The sequence below is a fragment of the Chryseobacterium phocaeense genome, from assembly GCF_900169075.1.
In the GTDB taxonomy this organism is placed as follows: Bacteria; Bacteroidota; Bacteroidia; order Flavobacteriales; family Weeksellaceae; genus Chryseobacterium; species Chryseobacterium phocaeense.
The window spans coordinates 623969-640588 of record NZ_LT827014.1; the positions used below are offsets into that span (position 1 = coordinate 623969).

General features: G+C 39.2%; 17 protein-coding genes. 8 read left to right on the forward strand and 9 right to left on the reverse strand.

Annotated features, from left to right (window positions below):
* Positions 1 to 2: 2 nt before the first annotated feature.
* Both B7E04_RS04375 and B7E04_RS04380 read right to left on the reverse strand, forming a co-directional pair.
* A complete protein-coding gene (locus B7E04_RS04375) occupies positions 3 to 965 on the reverse strand; it encodes a hypothetical protein (RefSeq protein WP_080777541.1) in 963 nt (320 codons plus the stop codon).
* Between the two features lie 346 nt (positions 966 to 1311).
* Complete coding sequence (locus B7E04_RS04380) at positions 1312 to 1437, reverse strand: GNAT family acetyltransferase (protein ID WP_080777542.1); 126 nt, start codon at positions 1435 to 1437, stop codon at positions 1312 to 1314.
* Between the two features lie 174 nt (positions 1438 to 1611).
* Here B7E04_RS04380 and B7E04_RS04385 point away from each other — a divergent pair, with 174 nt between their 5' ends.
* Positions 1612 to 2430 carry a T9SS-dependent choice-of-anchor J family protein gene (locus tag B7E04_RS04385; protein WP_080777543.1) on the forward strand — a complete coding sequence of 273 codons (819 nt, stop codon included), beginning with the start codon at positions 1612 to 1614 and terminating at the stop codon, positions 2428 to 2430.
* Between the two features lie 156 nt (positions 2431 to 2586).
* Complete coding sequence (locus B7E04_RS04390) at positions 2587 to 3219, forward strand: nitroreductase family protein (RefSeq protein ID WP_080777544.1); 633 nt, start codon at positions 2587 to 2589, stop codon at positions 3217 to 3219.
* Positions 3220 to 3470: 251 nt separating this feature from the next.
* Here the strand turns inward: B7E04_RS04390 and hemE are convergent, their stop codons facing one another.
* From hemE to hemA, 6 genes are all read right to left on the reverse strand, one after another.
* On the reverse strand, positions 3471 to 4502 hold the full coding sequence (hemE, locus tag B7E04_RS04395) for a uroporphyrinogen decarboxylase (RefSeq protein ID WP_080777545.1): 1032 nt from the start codon (positions 4500 to 4502) through the stop codon (positions 3471 to 3473).
* Positions 4503 to 4563: 61 nt separating this feature from the next.
* Positions 4564 to 5235: a uroporphyrinogen-III synthase gene (locus tag B7E04_RS04400; RefSeq protein WP_080777546.1), complete on the reverse strand. Its 672-nt coding sequence runs from the start codon at positions 5233 to 5235 to the stop codon at positions 4564 to 4566.
* A 4-nt stretch (positions 5236 to 5239) separates the two neighbouring features.
* A complete protein-coding gene (locus B7E04_RS04405; protein ID WP_080777547.1) occupies positions 5240 to 5896 on the reverse strand; it encodes a peptidoglycan recognition protein family protein in 657 nt (218 codons plus the stop codon).
* Between the two features lie 9 nt (positions 5897 to 5905).
* Entirely contained in the window at positions 5906 to 6487 is a 582-nt protein-coding gene (locus tag B7E04_RS04410) for a DUF1287 domain-containing protein (RefSeq protein WP_080777548.1), read from the reverse strand.
* Between the two features lie 87 nt (positions 6488 to 6574).
* Entirely contained in the window at positions 6575 to 7483 is a 909-nt protein-coding gene (hemC, locus tag B7E04_RS04415; protein ID WP_080777549.1) for a hydroxymethylbilane synthase, read from the reverse strand.
* The gene (gene hemA / locus B7E04_RS04420) at positions 7470 to 8744 is read right to left on the reverse strand and encodes a glutamyl-tRNA reductase (RefSeq protein ID WP_062651475.1); all 1275 of its coding nucleotides are present in this window, start codon (positions 8742 to 8744) and stop codon (positions 7470 to 7472) included. Before hemA ends, hemC begins: the two co-directional genes overlap by 14 nt.
* Before the next feature lie 390 nt (positions 8745 to 9134).
* Between hemA and B7E04_RS04425 the strand changes: the two genes are divergently transcribed.
* The 6 genes from B7E04_RS04425 to B7E04_RS04450 all read left to right on the forward strand — a co-directional run bounded on the left by B7E04_RS04425 (position 9135) and on the right by B7E04_RS04450 (position 15438).
* Entirely contained in the window at positions 9135 to 10160 is a 1026-nt protein-coding gene (locus B7E04_RS04425; RefSeq protein ID WP_034700899.1) for a rod shape-determining protein, read from the forward strand.
* Positions 10161 to 10188: 28 nt separating this feature from the next.
* Positions 10189 to 11043 (forward strand): rod shape-determining protein MreC, encoded by an 855-nt coding sequence (gene mreC, locus B7E04_RS04430; protein ID WP_080777550.1) that lies wholly within the window; start codon positions 10189 to 10191, stop codon positions 11041 to 11043.
* Positions 11036 to 11542, forward strand: a complete 507-nt coding sequence (locus B7E04_RS04435) for a rod shape-determining protein MreD (protein ID WP_080777551.1) — start codon at positions 11036 to 11038, stop codon at positions 11540 to 11542. The genes mreC and B7E04_RS04435 overlap by 8 nt, the downstream gene beginning before the upstream one ends.
* Positions 11539 to 13551 (forward strand): penicillin-binding transpeptidase domain-containing protein, encoded by a 2013-nt coding sequence (locus B7E04_RS04440; protein WP_080777552.1) that lies wholly within the window; start codon positions 11539 to 11541, stop codon positions 13549 to 13551. Before B7E04_RS04435 ends, B7E04_RS04440 begins: the two co-directional genes overlap by 4 nt.
* Positions 13548 to 14777 (forward strand): rod shape-determining protein RodA, encoded by a 1230-nt coding sequence (gene rodA, locus B7E04_RS04445; protein ID WP_080777553.1) that lies wholly within the window; start codon positions 13548 to 13550, stop codon positions 14775 to 14777. Before B7E04_RS04440 ends, rodA begins: the two co-directional genes overlap by 4 nt.
* An 82-nt stretch (positions 14778 to 14859) precedes the next feature.
* Positions 14860 to 15438 carry a pentapeptide repeat-containing protein gene (locus tag B7E04_RS04450; protein ID WP_080777554.1) on the forward strand — a complete coding sequence of 193 codons (579 nt, stop codon included), beginning with the start codon at positions 14860 to 14862 and terminating at the stop codon, positions 15436 to 15438.
* Positions 15439 to 15711: 273 nt separating this feature from the next.
* On the opposite strand, the gene B7E04_RS04455 is transcribed toward B7E04_RS04450, so the two are convergent.
* The gene (locus tag B7E04_RS04455; protein WP_062651462.1) at positions 15712 to 16422 is read right to left on the reverse strand and encodes a C40 family peptidase; all 711 of its coding nucleotides are present in this window, start codon (positions 16420 to 16422) and stop codon (positions 15712 to 15714) included.
* Positions 16423 to 16620: the final 198 nt, after the last annotated feature.

The window sequence follows — 16620 nt, forward strand, 5'->3', positions numbered from 1 at the left end:
GATTAATTTTTTATAAAGAAAATATTTGCGAAATGTGTATGCGTCCAGTCAGCAGGACTTCCATGGTTGTGGCCGGTCTTGGTAAAACTTAATTTTACAACGAGCTTATTATACTGATTTAAGTAATAATTCATAGTAATTCCTGAAATGGTGTTCGTGCTGTTGTCACTCGAATTTTTTTCAACAGTTATAGCACTTATCTTATAATTATCATATAAATTCCTGCTCTGAGCAATGGTCCCCTCAAATTCATACTCAATCTCTACTACAGTGGCTTGTCTGTCTGAAATATAGTTTCTGTTCTTCTTGGACTGTAAATACCATCTTGTATTATAAGTATTGTAGGTTGAATTGGAAAAATTAGAAAAGTCTCCTATATTCGGAGGGACAATAGGGATTCTTTCCACCAGAAAAGTATCTTGTGCAAGTGGGGTATAAGGTTCCCAGCATGAGCAGGCTTGATTGTAAGAAAGTTTTTGGCCGCTTACGGGCTTTTTAGCGGAAACAGCAGTGCCTTGCAGAGCTTTTACAGAAGTAATATTACTGTTCTGCATAGCAGTGATATCACCTGTTAATTCGCTTCTTTCGAAAGAGCTTCCATTAAGCTTTACAGATTCAGAAGCAGCGTAAGCTGTAGTTCCTGTTACACCCTGCATAGAAATCCATTTTTCCACAACAGAATCATAATAGTAATAGCCTGGTTTAGTAACATTGATGGTTTTGTTTTCCGGAACATTAGGTATGGATGTTACATATACAATCGCGCCGTTTTGATCATTGCCGTAGCTGCCATTTTTCAATTTCAGCTCTTCTCCTGATAATTTTGGCGAAATAATTCCTTCTGCTAGAGTTCGGTTGGGAGTGATTTGAACGTCCAGAGTGGCAGAAGGATCCTTTGTATTGATTCCAATCTGACTTTGCACTATACCTGAAAACAGGATAGTAAATAAAAAGATTTTTTTCATGTTTGTGTGTTAAAAATTATATATTGGGATGTTAACCTATCATATCTGGAAATTTTTATATTATGAATTGTAAATGTATTGTTGAAGCCTTACATATGTAATAGTATATGATCTTGTATAAGCTTTCTGGGCAAACTTATACATACACGGGCTGTTGGCAAAAATGCAGCATATGACATGAATATTACAGGCATGAATATTTTCGAAAAACAAAAAAATCCATCCTACAACTGAGACAGATTTTTTAATAATTTCAAAACGATATAAAATGAAGGAAGAAATATTGACTGGATAAAAAGATAACAAAACAGCAGCTGAATCAATCAGCTGTTGTTTTATTTTGTCTCTATTCCCACGGAATACAATGGCATCTTCCGTCGATAATAACCGGGTAATATCCAATGGCACATTCAAGGCAGATTTCTCCTCCGGCCAGAATGGATTTCATTTTCTCTTTGTTTAATTTTTTCATAATGATTGTTTTAATGTGTTGGTAATCAAATATAAATATATTTTTTTACAGGAGGAAAAATATTTTGAGAAAGAATGGATTTCAGGAATTTGGATTCAAACAAAATATTATGTTAAATAGTGTTTTTTGATGGATATTAATAATTAATTTTGCAAAAACTAATAAAAATATATCATGAAAAAACAGTTACTATTCTTATTATTGGCTTGTGGAATATATAATGCACAGATATTTTCCGAGAATTTCAATGGAGGAAGTATACCGGCAGGTTGGACGGTCAATAATCCGGATACTGCATTCAACTGGGGCGTTGGGACCAGCAATGGTTTTGCCTCCTTTCCCAGTGGCGCCGCTTTTTTTGATGACGACGACGCAGGCCCGAATGGCATAAACACCAATGCGAGACTCGTATCGCCTGTTATCAATCTCTCGGGAGTTGTCAATCCCAGACTGGCATTTAAATATGCCAATCGGATTGATAATCTTAATTCTACATTAAAAGTGGAGGTTTTTAACGGGACATCCTGGGTACAGGTATTTAGTACTTCGGGAGCGTCCGGGACGTGGACTCTTGATTTCAATACATTTTCCTATATCGTTACGGGATATAGCCAGGCAAGCAGTATTAATCTTGCTCCTTACGCTAATGCTAACTTTCAGCTGAGGTTTGTATATGATGACTTGGGAGATTACTCATATGGAGTAGTAGTGGATGATGTTTCTATTACGTCAGGGGTACTGGGCACAGCGGAGGTTTCTTCTGCACACAGAATGAAGGTTTATCCCAATCCTGTAAAAGATAATCTGTACATCGATTCAGATCAGCTGAAAACTGATTCCAGTGTTACAGTCCTTGATATGTCGGGAAGACAGGTTAAGCGTTTCACAGGACATCAGCAAGGTTATGACCTTTCCGACTTGCCAAAAGGAAATTATGTAATCCTGATAGACAACAAAAAGGAAGTCATCCGTAAAAAAATGATAAAAGACTAATCCTCAAAGCCTTCAATCCGAAGGCTTTTTTATTATGTAAAACTCATTATTTAAAATGATTATAAATAATAGATTCTGCCAATCTTTGAAATAGCAATTTTCGTGATCAGGAGTCTGTGTTCTTGAAGTAATTTTGTTCAGTCTAAATTTAAATTTATGGAATTAATTGAAAAACTGAACTGGAGATTTGCAACCAAGGCAATGAACGGTCAGAAAGTACCACAGGAAAAAGTGGATAAAATATTGGAAGCGGCAAGACTTGCCCCTACCTCCAGCGGGCTTCAGCCTTTTGAAATCATCGTGGTTACCAATCAGGAAGTAAAAGAGCAGATCAGACCGAATGCCTGGAATCAGCCGCAGATTACCGATTGTTCGCATCTTTTGGTATTTGCAGCCTGGGATAATTATACGGAAGAAAGAATCAACAAGATGTTTGATCTTACGAACGAGATCAGAGGTTTTGAGAATGAAGGATGGGAAAACTACAGACAGATGCTGCTAAGTACCTATCCGCAAAGATCTGCCGAAGAAAACTTTATTCACGCAGCTAAACAGGCTTATATTTCTTTCAGCGCAGCGATTATTGCGGCAGCTTTTGAAGGCGTGGATTCTACTCCCATGGAAGGTTTCACCCCTGAAGCCGTAGATGAAATTTTAAACCTGAAAGAAAAAGGTTTGAAAAGCGTTGTATTGCTGCCAATCGGGTACAGAGATGCTTCAAATGACTGGCTGGTGAATCTTACAAAAGTGAGAAAACCGAAAGAATCTTTCATTACCGAAATTAATTAATTACTAATTTTTTCTCATAGAAAAAGCCCTTTCAAATGTCTGAAAGGGCTTTTGTTTTTTGATTACTATCCTTAATCATATTTCTATCTAAATCTCATAGATTTCAAAGACCTGAGAGGTTTGAATTTATACCTGTTTGTTTCACAAAAATCTTAGATTTTCAAAAACTTATGTGCTCTTCTTCTTCACAAAGTATGTAAACTTCAAATAACTAAAGTGTTAAAATTTTTGCTCCTTTTGTAGTTAAAAAACTAGTTATTCGGTTTCCAATCCACAACAGCCCTGATAAATGCTTCTGCATTTTCAACAGGAATATTCGGTAGAATTCCGTGTCCAAGATTAGCGATATATCTGTCCTTTCCAAAACGGTTGATCATCTCAGTCACCATCTTTTTAATGGTTTCCGGGCTCGAATGCAACCTTGCAGGGTCAAAATTCCCCTGAAGCGTCATCGTATGGTTCGTTAATGTTCTGGCAAATTCCGGAGTAATGGTCCAGTCAACACCTAAGGCAGAAGCTTTGGACATCGTCATATCTTCAAGGGCAAACCAGCATCCTTTCCCGAATACCACAACGTGCGTCAGAGGGCTTAATGCTTCAACGATCTGGTTGATATACTGCCAAGAGAATTCCTGATAGTCCGTCGGAGAAAGCATTCCTCCCCAGGAATCGAAAACCTGAACGGCAGACACGCCTTTTTCCACTTTTCTTTTCAGGTAGGCAATGGTAGTATCCGTGATCTTCTGAAGCAGTAAATGAGCTGCCTCAGGCTGCTGGAAACAGAAAGATTTAGCAATATCAAAAGCCTTACTTCCTTTTCCTTCCACGCAGTAGCAAAGAATCGTCCATGGGGAACCGGCAAAACCGATCAACGGAATTTCGTTATCTAATTTAAGTAATGTAAGTTCAATAGCATCAAAAACATACCCTAAAGTATCATCCACATCAGGAACGGCAACATTCTGAACCTGCTCCATCGTTCTGATAGGATTATCCAGCCATGGACCAACGTTTTCCTTCATTTTGAAATCAATTCCCATGGCCTGGGGAACTACCAGAATGTCAGAAAATAAGATGGCTGCATCCAACGGAAATCTACGGATAGGCTGTACGGTAATTTCGGAAGCCAGTTCCGGAGTCTGGCATCTTGTGAAGAAATCGTATTTATCGCGAAGTGCAATAAATTCCGGCAGATATCTTCCGGCCTGTCTCATCATCCATACCGGCGGTCTTTCTACCGTTTCTCCGCGGAGTGCTTTTAAATATAAGTCGTTTTTAATCATAATTTATTTACTAATACAGCCGTTTCCGGCAGTCATTATTCTTGCCGGATACAATTCCGGCTTAAAGTTCCTTTTTAATCAATCCAAAAATAGAAGCCAGATTATTTTCTTCCGATGTAAAGATCTCCGTTGCCGTGTGCCTTCTCAGTTCGCCAGAGGTTGTTTCACCAATGGAAAAAATCTTCATTCCTTCTAAAGAATTGAGTTTTGCAAAACTACGAACTCCGCTTGGACTAAAAAAGACCGCGGCATGATATTTTTCAGGTGCGGAAGGGTAGAGTTCTTCCGTTTTGTACACCGTTATTTTTTTGTAACTGATGTTTTGTAAAGGCAGAGCTTTGTCCAGAACATCAATAGCCAGATTGCCGCAGAAGTGAAGAAACTGTTCGTGCTGGCAGTTCCCGATGATAAACCTGGAAAGCGTCTCGGCATTTTTCAGCACTTTGAACGTTCCGAAACCGTATTTTCTCAGTCTTCGCTTTGTCTTTTCGCCTACGCAGTATATTTTATTGTAGTTTTTTGCAGTAAAATCTTCGTTGGGTTTAAATTGGTTTTTAAAAAATGAATCTACACCATTTACACTCGTAAAGATCAGGGAATAGTTTTTTAAATCAAATGCTGCTGTTCTTACAGGCTCCGTTCTGATCACCTCAATACATTCCGCCGAAATACCCGGTCCCAGTTCTCTGGAAAGTAATGCGGGGTCTAAGATTTTGGTAAATAGAATTTTCATTGGATTAAGGTTTGTCTTTTAAATGCAGATCAGTCACCAGCTGTCTTACTTTTCTCATGAAATCTTTTCCGGGATCTTCTTTCGCGGTGAAGTAATTCGGGTCCGTTTCCTTCCAGAGTTTTGAACCTCTGAATATTCCATATTCCGAATGCCCGATCAGATATTCAATATTGTACTTTTTACTTAAATGCCGGACCAGCTGGGCGTTGGCTGCAACCTGCTGTTCTGTGAGTGGCTGTTTTTTGCTTCCTATATTTTCAATGCCTATTGCACAGTAATTAAGCCCGATGGTGTGTCTTGCGAATTTGTCCGGTTCCATCAGCTGGTAAATAGTGCCGTCCCGGTCTACAATGAACTGAGAGGAAACATTCAGTGTGCTTTGCTTTTTTAAAACACCTCTGGCGGATTCCAGATGGGTTTTATTAAAATACTTGTAATTCGTTTCCACATTTCCGCCTGCGGTATAATGCAGGACTATTATTTTAGGTGTAATAGTCGGGGAGTTCTGTACAATATTATAATGACTTTTAAGATATTCTAAACTTAAACGAATTCTTTCCTGGGAATAATCAACAGGTTTGCTGATGATTTTAAATTCACCGGTTTGCGCTTTTGCATAGCATGAGATCAATACCCATAAGGCATAGAGAAGGTTTTTCATAGTGACAGCTTATTTCTGATACTGATAATGACCGGTAATGGTATATTTAAACAGGACGTCTTCCATAACCTGTCCGCCTCCGATATTATGTACAATCATAAATCTTTTTCCGTCGGCAGATTTTTTATTGACAACCAATCCGATGTGCGTAAGGTTTCCCGGTAAAATCCAGGTGACGATATCTCCCGGAACATACAAGGTTGGATTGGTTTCTATGGATTTCACTTTCCCGAATTTTGAGAAAAAGACGGCAAGGTTCGGAACCCTCCTGTGATCAATATTGGTGTCAGGCTTTTTCAGACCCCAGGTTTTCGGATATTTTGAAAAGTTTTTTGTCATATCCTCATGAACTTCTTTCTGCAGATCAATCCCCATTTTCCGGTAAGCCCTGATGATGACATCCGTGCATACTCCTTTGTCGGCAGGGACGTCCCCGTTAGGATACTTAATTACAAAATAGTTGGGATCATACTTAATGCTGCTGTCAATTAATTTCAAAGCAGAATCAGACAGCTGAAGCGCAAACTTTTTCTGTGCCTCTGCAAGAAACACACAAAAAGTAAAAGCAAATAAAAAAAAGATTTTTTTCATTGTTCCTCTGCGTCTGAAAATTTGATCAACATCAGGAATTAATGAACCTGCCTAATGTTGAAATGACAATAAATGTTAAATGAATCTTTAATACGAATTCTTAATTTCATTCATCAGCTCCCTGCCTCCGTTTTCAAGAACAATATTTGCAAATTTCTCTCCGAAATTCTCCTCCTCGTTATATTCGAAGTTCTCATCGGTAGCAATACAGTTTTTGCCGTCCAGTGAACAAAGGGCCGCTTTGAAACGGATCTGGTTCCCGATAATCTCGGCGTAAGCTCCAATAGGGGCCGTACATCCGCCTTCCAGTGTGCTCAGGAAATTTCTTTCAATCTCTACGCAGATCTGGGTTTTCTTATGGTTGATCTGGCTTACGATCTCATTGATTTCCGGTTTTCCGGTATGTCCGGCTACTGTAATAACTCCCTGAGAAGCTGCTGGGATCATCAATGGAAGCATTTCATAATCAATGTCCATTTTCATTCTTTTGATTCCTGCGAGAGACAGAATGGTAGCATCGAAATCCCCATCTTCCAGTTTCTGAAGACGCGTCTGAATATTTCCACGGATATCGGAAAACTCAGCGTTCGGATAATTTTTCAGCCAGAATGCCCTTCTTCTCAGGCTGCTGGTAGCCAGCTTCAGCTCATGGAATTCTTTATTCTGTGCAGATTCTTTCCTGATGAGAACATCCTGCGGAAAATCCCTTTCAAGATAAGCAATGATCTCAATATCCTGAGGAAGCTGTGTGGGAACATCTTTTAAAGAGTGTACGGCAATATCAATCTCATCATTCAGCAAGGCCACATCAAGATCTCTGGTAAAAACCCCGGTGATCCCTAAAGAATAAAGTGGTTGATTCAGGTTCTTATCCCCTGAAGATACAATAGGAACAATTTCTGTTAAATAATTACGGTTTTGAAGGTGCCTCGCAACCTCCCTTGCCTGCCAAAGTGCAAGTGCGGAACTTCTTGTTCCGATTCTAATGCTTTTCATTGAATTCGTTGTTTGGTTGTTCAACTAATATTTCGTGCATTAATTTACTAATTTCTTCGGCTTTTAAAGGATTATCGATGATAAATTTTGCAAAACGGTTGGTGATTTTCTGGATCATTTTGTCAGAAAGCTCCATGTCCGTGATGTTTATGTATTTATTTTTTCTGTAAAAATTGTGCATTTCATTACGTTCCATATTCTTCAGAACGGCTTTGAAATGGTGGATATTGGGTGCCAGTTTTCTTTTTTTCTCCCATTCCAGGAATTCTTTCATCAGTTCTTTGATGATTTTTTCGGCTTTTGGAATTTCTTTTTCCCTCTGCTGGATGGTCTCCTGGATCTGCCTTGAAAGTTCATCCACATCAATCAGGGTTACATTTTCATTTTCCGTAACATTCTTTTCAACGTTATGGGGAATGGAAAGGTCGATGACCAGCGTTTCTTTTCCGTTCGGGAAATGGGACTTGTTGACGATAGGGTGTTTGGCCCCTGTTGCGACAATCAGAATATCTGTATTTTTTAATTCCTGGTCAAAATCAGAATAATCGACATGAGGAATATTGTATTTCTGTGAAATCTTTTCAGCTTTCTCCTGGGTTCTGTTGGCAATTTTAATTTTCGGCTGATACACATGCTTCACCAGGTTTTCAACCGTATTTTGTCCGATCTCGCCCACGCCCAAAAGAAGAATGTTCTTTTCAGTGATTTTTTTCTGGCTGTTCAGGATATAATGAACGGCAGCATAAGAAACAGAAGCGGCTCCGTTGGAAATCCCGGTTTCGTTTTTTATTCTTTTTGAAATCTGAATTGCCGCATTGATTGCTCTTTCCAGATACGGATTGGAATTCTGTCTTTCTTTTTTAAAACGGCTGTATGCTTTTTTAATCTGTCCGATGATCTCAAAATCCCCGATGATCTGGCTTTCAAGGCCGGCTGCTACCCTGAAAAGATGTGTCAGAGCTTCTTCTTTGGTAAGAATATTCGCAAACTGAAGGAAATCCGTAAGATGTACCCCGATGGTTTTGCAGTATTCTTCCGCCACCAGCAGATAATTCGGCGAAGTAGTATAGATCTCGGTTCTGTTACATGTGGATACCACGAATGCATCTCCTAAATCCACACTGTGGATCCGGTTGACAAAGCTTTTGATGTTCTCATCAAAGAATGCAAATTTCCCTCTCGTTTCTACATCGGCCTTCTCGTAGCTGATGGAAAGCACAGCAAAATTCGATGTCTGATGGATGTTGGAATATTGTAACATAAGCAGTCGCAAATTTACGTTTTTTTTAATTAATCTTCCTCTGATAATGTATATGATAATTATCGTGAAAAACTATAGTGGCAGGGGTGGTTTTTGTGGCTGATAAAAGCTAAGAAGGCGAAGAAAGCTGGTTTTAGAGGCTGTAAATTTGGGAATAAGCTCATTGGCCTTCTTAGCTTTCTTTGCCATTTTGCTTTTCCTTTTTCTCAATTGTACTCAGCTTTACTGCTCCCATTAATTTTAGTTTAACTCAGGCTCCGTAAAACATTAAATCAAAACTTAGTATAAGATTACAAATTTTAATAAAATTTTAACCAAATTATAGGTAAGTTAAATTTCTTTGGTAGTGTTAAATTTATATCTTTGTAAACTTAAAATCAGAAGAAAAATATGAGTTTATTTGATATGTTTACGCAAGAAATTGCGATAGACCTTGGTACTGCCAATACCCTTATCATCCATAATAATAAAATTGTTATAGATCAGCCGTCAATTGTTGCAATTGAACGTTCTACGGGTAGGCCTATTGCGGTCGGTGAGCAGGCTAAGCATATGCAGGGAAAAACTCATGAGGATATCAAGACCATCCGTCCTTTGAAAGACGGTGTTATTGCAGATTTCCATGCTTCTGAACACATGATCAAGGAATTCATCAAAAAGATTCCCGGGATCAAAGGCAGATTTATTCAGCCGGCGCTGAGAATTGTAATCTGTATTCCTTCCGGTATTACTGAAGTTGAAAAAAGAGCGGTAAGAGATTCTGCCCAGAAAGTAAACGCTAAAGAAGTACGTTTGATCTACGAGCCAATGGCTGCGGCAATTGGGGTTGGAATTGATGTACAGAAGCCTGAAGGAAATATGATCATCGATATAGGTGGTGGTACTACGGAAATTGCTGTAGTGGCACTGGGCGGTATTGTATGTGATAAATCCGTAAAAATTGCAGGAGATGTATTTACCAATGATATCGCTTACTACCTAAGAACACACCACAATCTTTATATCGGGGAAAGAACGGCTGAAAGAATCAAAATTGAAGTAGGTTCTGCCGTAGAAGATCTTGATGTGGATATTGAAGATATTCCTGTACAGGGTAGAGACCTTATCACAGGTAAACCAAAAGAAATCATGGTAGGGTATAAGGAGATTGCCCGAGCATTGGATAAATCAATCATCAGAATTGAAGATGCCGTAATGGAAACGCTTTCCCTTACTCCTCCGGAACTGGCTGCTGATATTTATAAAACAGGTATTTATCTTGCCGGTGGTGGTGCCTTATTGAGAGGTCTTGCGGACAGACTGCACAAAAAGACAGGTCTTCCTGTATTTGTTGCAGAAGATCCTTTGAGAGCGGTTGTTCGCGGAACAGGGATTGCCCTTAAGAATATGGATAAATTCAATTTCTTAATTAAATAATTTTAACTTTTTACGCCAATATATCTGAATGGGATTTTTGCTGAGATTATTTTCGAAGAATGCTCTTTTTGTCTTCTTTATATTCCTGCAGATTATTGCTCTGGTTCTGATATTCTCTAAAAACGCCATGCAGCAATCATGGATTGCGGGGCAGTCAGCTGCATTGAATTCCTGGGTTTCCGGGTATATTGACGAAGGAGTTTCCTATCTGAAGCTGAAACAGATCAACGAAGATCTTGTAGCGCAGAATAAATCCCTTATGCTTCAGCTGTATGGTAAGGAAGGGGCGAAAAATCCTGTATTCAGAAAAGTTCATGATACATTGGGCGGTGGCCAGATCTATACCTTTGTGGATGGCGAGATCGTATTCAACAGTATCAACAGACGGAATAATTATTTTACCATCAACCGCGGCCGGAGAGACGGTGTATTCCCTCAGATGGGGGTAATGGCCCCTAAAGGAATTGCGGGAATTGTTATTAACTCTACAGACAGCTATGCCCTGGTTCAGTCTGTATTGAGTGTCAATAAAATCAGAATCAATGCTTCATTGAAAAATTCCGGATATTTCGGAACGTTAACCTGGAGCGGTGATAATTCCAGGGTGATGCATCTTGCAGATATTCCCAAATATGTTGCTTTAAAAGTAGGAGACACGGTTGTTACCGATGGTAAATCAGCTATTTTTCCAAAAGGGGTAATGATTGGAACCATTGCCGGATATTCCGTAGACAATAAAACCGGATTCTGGGATATTTCAGTTGAATTAAGTGAGAAGATGGGTGCTTTGAGTAAAGTGTTCGTGGTGAAAAACCTTAAGAAAGCTGAAGTACAGAGAATTCAGGATACATTACAGACCGTGATAAAAAAAGAAAATGATTAGCAGGACTTTATTTACCGATATATTGATCATGATCTTCCTGGTTGCTTTACAGATTTTTGTATTGAACAGGATCACTATTTTCGGGAAGTATACACCCGTTCTGTATCCGGTTTTTGTCATGTTCTATCCTTTTTTCAGAAATAAATTTCAATTTTTAGCATTAAGCTTTTTAATAGGACTTTCCGTAGATGCATTCCTCTACTCATGGGGAATCAATGCCTTTGCAACGACGCTGATTGCTTACTTCAGAACGCTGATCTTCAGGACTTCCACAGATACTTCCACAGATTTTTTCTCTTTTCAATCCCTTCAATGGGCGCAGTTTTTGCTGTTTCTGTTTTCAAGTATCTTTCTGCACCAGCTTTTAGTGCAGTACATAGAGTTTTTTAAATTTAGCCGTTTTTTTGAAATATTACTTAATGTAGTGATCACAAGTATAATTTCCTTTATATTTATAGTGGCTTACGCATTAATATTTAAAATCAAACAAAAAGTTTGAACACACGTTATTTAAAAATCTTTTCCATTCTCGTAGTTATTGCCCTTATTTTTGTGGCGAGGCTTGCTTATTTGCAGCTGTTTACAGATCGTTATGCCCTGAATGCGGCTAATACTTCCATTAAAATAGAATATGTGATCCCACAGCGGGGTGTCGTTTTCGACAGGAACGGAAAGATCCTGGTAGGAAACCAGCCGGCTTATGAAATTTCCTTTACACAGGCATTAATGAAACCGGACTTTGATACACTTGGCTTTTGTAATCTGATGCAGATCTCCAAATCCGATTTTATCAAGAGAATCGGGATCATCAAGAAGGAAAAATACTACTCCAAGCTGACCCCGATGACTTTTTTAAAAGACCTCAGTAGGGAAGATATTGCCAGGGTTCAGGAGATTATTTTCAAATATCCTGCGTTCAGTATTGTTTCAAGACCTCAGCGTCAGTATGAAGTGAGTACTTCCGGAAACCTTTTGGGATATACCAGTGAGGTGAATGAAAGAGAAATTAAAAAAGATTCCACGTATTATCTGCCGGGTGACTTTATCGGTAAAACCGGTGTTGAAAAATCTTATGAAAAAGATCTTCGAGGAGTAAAAGGAATGAAATATATCCAAAAGGATATTAAACTACGGAATATAGGTTCCTATAAAAACGGAGCTCTGGATAAGGATGTTATTACAGGAAAAGATATTACACTGACAATTGATTATGATCTCCAGAGAATCGCTGAGGAAATGCTGGTTGACAAACACGGAGCCATTGTAGCCATAGACCCGAATAACGGTGAAATCCTGACCATGGCAACAGGGCCGGATATTGACCCGAATTTATTTACAGGCCCTTATAAATCAAAAAATCTCTACGCCTTATCAAAAGATACGCTATATGAAAATAAGCCTACGTTTGACAGGTCTGTTCAGGCGGCTTATCCTCCGGGATCTACCTTTAAATTACTAACTGCTCTGGCGGGTATGCAGATGGGGGTTATGGATGAAAACACCATTTTCCCGTGTGGAGGAGGCTTCTATTATAAAGGTTTAAGAATTAAAGGACACGGCGGAGCAGATCCACTGATTCCTTCTATCCAGGTTTCCAGCAACTGTTATTTCTCCCATGCGTTTATTGCCATCATGAATAAATATCCCGGAGATCCTTCCAAGGGAGTTGATGAGTGGAAAAAGATCATGAGCAGTTTTGGTGTAGGGGAATATCTGAACAATGATATCGCCGTAGGTTCGCCGGGAAGAATTCCTTCCGGGAAGTTTTACGAAAAAAGAAGCGGCAAGAAAAACTGGAGCGCTGATTATACCATGAACGGTTCCATCTTTAACGGAATGGGGCAGGGAGATGTTCTGGTAACACCTCTTCAGCTGGCCAACTATGTGGCAGCTATAGCGAATAAAGGCTGGTATTACACTCCCCATATCGTTAAATCCATCGATGGAAAACCAAATCCGGACCCAAGATTTAAAACAAAACATAAGACTCTTGTAGATCCCAAACACTTCGAGCCCGTACTGAAAGGAATGGAAGCTGTGGTATTGAGAGGTACTGCAAGAAGTTTAAAATCCAATGACTTTACCCAGCTTGCAAAAACAGGTACGGCACAGGTTCCTCAGGGGAAAGATAATTCAATCTTCGTATTGATTGCTCCTGCAGATAAGCCAAGGATTGTCGTAGCAGCTGTGATGGAACATGCCGGGTTTGGAGCCACATGGGCAGGTCCGGCCTGTACAGTGATTGCTGAAAAATATATTACAGGAGATCTGAAAAGAGAAAATCTCTACAAAAAGATGACCGGAGCCAGCTTTATGCCTGAGTATAAAAGACAGTGGATTGCAGATCTGAAACGTAAAGGATTATACAAAGATCCTAAAGAAGATTCTGTAAAACTGAAAAGAAAACAGGACAGCCTGAATTTTATCAAAGAGCAGAAAATAAAACTGCAGAAAAAAATAGACGAGGAAACAAAGAACAACGCTAAAAATAAAAAGGTAAAGCAATGAAATGGGCAGAAGGAATAGATAAACTGGGCCTCGGGCTGTATTTCCTGCTTTGCATCTTTGCGATTGCAAATATTTACAGTGTTGACCAGAAACTGGGCGAAAAGCAATTGATTTTCTTCTGTATTTCTCTATTTGTGGGACTTGTTATCTTCGTTGGAAGGAGCAAGTTCTTCGAGAATATGTCCGGTATTATTTACATTGGCGGGGTCTTGCTGCTGATCGGACTATTCCCGTTCGGTAAGGAAATCCTTGGACAGAAAAACTGGTATAAATTCGGGAGCTTTACCATGCAGCCTGTTGAATTTGCAAAAATAGGAACAGCACTTATGCTGGCGAATTACGTTTCCGGTCCGGATTTTAATTTAAAAGTAAAAAAATCCCTCTGGACTGCACTCGCCATTATTGGGATTCCCGCCGCAGTGGTTCTGGCGATTCCGGATGTAGGTTCAATGCTGGTATTTATCGCGTTCTTTATCGCCCTGTACAGGGAAGGCTTAAGTGGACTTTTATTCGGTGTAGGATTTGTTTTTGCGGGTGTATTCTTGATCTCGCTGGCCATTCCTCCGCTGTATGTAGCATTGGCCGTGGTGATTATTGCCGGGGTTTTAATCGCTATGAATTACCACAGAATGTCATGGGATGTAATCTCCATTGCTGGGATTGCAGGCTCGGTGCTTTTGCTTTGCGGACTGGCTTTCGGGTCACCTTACGTTCTGGAAAAGCTTCCAAAGCACCAGCGTGAAAGAATTGAAGTTCTTTACAAGGGAGAAAAAGCATTCAGAGATACTTCAGGATACAACTTGCTGTATTCAAAAACAGCCATCGGGTCTGGTGGTCTATTAGGGAAGGGATACCGTGAAGGATCCGTTACCCAGGGGAAATTCGTTCCGGAACAGGAAACCGACTATATTTTCTGTACCGTGGGGGAAGAATGGGGATTTGTCGGCAGCGCAGTTCTGATCTTATGCTATATGGTATTCATCGGACGAATCTATTATCTCGCAGAACAGCAGAAATCTACTTTTAACCTGGTATTCGGGTATTGTTTTGCTTCCATCCTCATGATGCACTTTACGATCAATTTAGGAATGGTTATGGGCCTTTTCCCGACCGTAGGAATTCCGCTTCCGTATTTCAGTTATGGGGGAAGTTCGCTTCTTGCCTTTTCCATCATGACCTTTATTTTCTTTAAACTGAATTATTCGGATAAGAATAGTCTGGTGTAGGTTTCCAATTGTATCGTTACACTCAAGTTAGAACGCTGTACCTGCTAATCACGGGAGTATATATCTTATAAATGAAGGACAAATGAAACATGCCCATATCTCAGACCTGGATTTCCAGAATATAAACTATACCGAGCATTCCCCAGAAAAAGGAGAATACGAAAACTGCACCTTCAGAAACTGTCATTTTGAATATACAGATCTTTCAGGTTTCAGTTTTACAAACTGCGAATTTATTGGCTGTAACCTGAGCATGGCAAAATTGGTCAGGACTTCTTTTCAGGATGTTATTTTCAAAGAATGCAAAATGTTCGGCCTCCAGTTCAGCGAATGTAATCCTTTTGGTCTTTCCTTTAAGTTTGATGGATGCCTGCTCAATAATGCTGTATTCTATAAAACCTCAATTAAGAAAACCGTATTCAAAAATTGCAGATTAATTGAAGCTGATTTTGCAGAATATGACCTTTCGCAGTCCGTATTTTCCGGCTGCGATCTTTCCGGAGCCGTTTTCGACCAGACTAACCTTGAAAAAACAGATTTCCGGACTTCTTTCAGCTATTCCATAGATCCTGCCGTAAATCGCCTGAAAAAGGCCAGGTTTTCACTTTCTGAAGTGCATGGACTTCTGTATAAACTGGATATTGAAATAGAAAGGGATTAGAAGCTGAAAAATTAGAAGTTAGAAATTAGAGGTTAGAAGTTAGGAAGAAGGGAAATCTCCTGTACATTATAGGTAACGATAATTCAATAGAGGCAGGTTTTAGCCTGCCTTTGTCAGAGGTAATCCATAAAAGGCTTTAATCAAAACTTAATCATCTTAACCCCTCAATGGTTTAAAAACGTTTTCACTTCCGTTGTTTTTACAAAAAAGTTGTAGGCATAAAAAAACCATCAGAAATCTGATGGCTTCATTATTTAAATCAATTATTTAAAATTAAAAATTTGTTGCGGTGTTTGGAGTAGTAGAAGCAAGATTATTATAAGCTTCTCCGTTCTCATTGATCACTCTCTTGGCAAACCTGAATTTCGGTCCCCAGTAAGAATCATTCAGTGACGAGATCATTACCCCTTTTGAAGTCGCTGCATGGATGAATTTGATTTCACCTTCCTCAGTAACATTTTCTACGATTCCTACGTGAGAAATTCTTCTTCCGTGTGAAAAGAAGATCAAATCTCCTTTCTGAAGCTCGCTTTTATCGATGCTTTCTCCTTCCTGAGCCTGAGAAGCCGCTACTCTTGGTAAGCTAAGCCCTGCTGCTGCCCCGAATACAGAAAGAACGAAAGCTGAACAATCAATACCTCTTCTGGTCATTCCTCCGTATCTGTAAGGAGTTCCAAGGTAAGTTTCAGCTTCTGCAAGGATATTGTCGATGGTTTTATTGTATTTGACTGCTTTTGCAATCTCCGAATTCTTAATGGCTTTTTTCGCGCTGGCGATAGATGCCGCTTTTTCAGCTAAAAAAGAGTCTATAAGTCTTTGCTTATCCTGCTCCATTTTCTTCTGGTCTATAGAAGCTAGTTTGGCATCTGTTTTGTATTCTTTAGTGTAAGTTGCTGGTTGTGAAACTACATAATTTGTAGCACATGATTGAACCGAAACTGTAGACACCAAAGCAACTAAATAAAACAAAACTCTTTTCTTCATATATATTTGATTATCCGTGTTAAAAGGAATATTTATTTTTCAAAAGCATTACAAAAGTAGAGATTCCGGCCAAAAGACCCCAGATATGATTATTGTCAGGTTCTTTATTTAACACATTTTAACATATTATTTAAGTATGTTAAAGAAAAACAAACCGCAACCGCCTGTTTTTGGTGAGTGTGCGGTTTTTTTTATTAA